Source organism: Embleya sp. NPDC005575 (assembly GCF_040605455.1).
Classification (GTDB): Bacteria; Actinomycetota; Actinomycetes; order Streptomycetales; family Streptomycetaceae; genus Embleya.
In genome coordinates this window covers 1-1,423 of record NZ_JBEXCV010000349.1, presented here as the reverse complement: position 1 = coordinate 1,423, position 1,423 = coordinate 1, and the positions used below count along the sequence as shown (strand labels likewise).

Here is a 1,423-nt window from a genome sequence, read left to right as displayed (position 1 = left end):
CTTAGTACTGCAACGACACTTCGGGATGTCCTCGGCGTCTGTAATGGCTGATGCGAGCTCGAGCTTGGCTTCTTCTTCGCCATATGGACCAGGCGAGTACATGCTTTGTGCTGTGGCGAACCGGAGAAGAAATACGGTTGAAGAGCCGCCGGGCCTCATTCATGGTCACGGGTACCAGATATCGACCGCCACCGGCTTCCAGATCCCCTTTTTTGCCTCCGCTCGCAAGATGGCAAGGAAGGCGAGGGCGGCCATGGAGAGGGATATGTGCCTATACCACGCCGTGTAGCCGCGTACCTGGTAGTGATCGAATCCGGTTTCATTCTTCGCCGTCTGGAAACATTCCTCAACCATCCACCGGGATCCTGCGATCCGCGCAAGTTCGTCCAGCGGCGTACCGGCCGGGCAGAAGCAGATGTAGTAGGCGATTTCCGTGGGGTCCGCGAGGCTGCGCCGTGCCAAAAGCCAGTGATCCCAGCCCGCGAGTCGCCAGGGCCGGATCGCGGCTGCCGCCCAGTCGTACTCGCGCGGGCCGTGAGCACCGTCGCCGCAGCTCAGGCGCGCCCACACGTCGTCGGGAAGCTCGCCGACCAGCTCGTGCGCCCGGGCCTGTCCGAAGAATTCCATGGTCATGACCATCTGCGATTTCGGAACGGCGAGCACATGGGGAATCTCATGCTCTTCCAGCCACAGTCGGATCCGCCCCGCCTGACCGTAGACCTCGTCGCCGGTCACCCACCCGAACGGAATACCGGATTCCACAGCCCGCTTCAGTATGCGCAGCCCCAGGTCCGGCTTGGTGGCGAACTCGACCTCGTCGCCGATACCCGCCGCCCGGCAGCGTTCGCGGTCCGATGTCCAGTCCTTCGGAAGATACAGCTCTCGGTCGATCAGTGCCCGACCCTTCTCGGATCCGTAAGCGAGGAAGACCCCGACCTGGGAATTCTCGATCCGGCCCGCCGTCCCCGAATACTGCCGACCCACACCTGCCGACCGGCCCCCCTTCTTGAGAAAGCCCGTCTCGTCGAGAATCAGAATTCCCCGGTCGGGATCTCCGACGAGCTCCACAACCGCGTCACGAACGTCGTCACGCAGAGCGTCGGCGTCCCAGCGGTAATGGTTCAGCAGCCGCTGCATCCCCTGAGGACCGGCCTCCCCGGCCGCCTCCGCCAGAGTCCAGCCGTTCTTGCGCTCCGACTCGCCAAGCAATCCCCGCAGGTAGGACACCATCCGCCGGCGCGGCTCCACCCGCCCGAACCGGCCCGCGAACCGCCCCGCGAAGTCAGCGAACGCATCTGACCAACCGTCAACTATCTCCATCGACACGAACGGACCAACGACCGTGATGACTTCCGGTCACGGAGTGTCGTTGCAGTATTAGAGCGTGTCTCACATGGACTCGGCTCGGTGTGCGGCATGATGG

1 protein-coding gene is annotated in these 1,423 nt (G+C 63.5%); it reads right to left on the bottom strand.

Annotation, left to right across the window (positions count from 1 at the left end; all coding sequences use genetic code 11):
* Nucleotides 1–165 precede the first annotated feature (165 nt).
* A complete protein-coding gene (locus tag ABZS54_RS42940; RefSeq protein WP_355548901.1) occupies nucleotides 166–1,326 on the bottom strand; it encodes an IS701 family transposase in 1,161 nt (386 codons plus the stop codon).
* Nucleotides 1,327–1,423 lie beyond the last annotated feature (97 nt).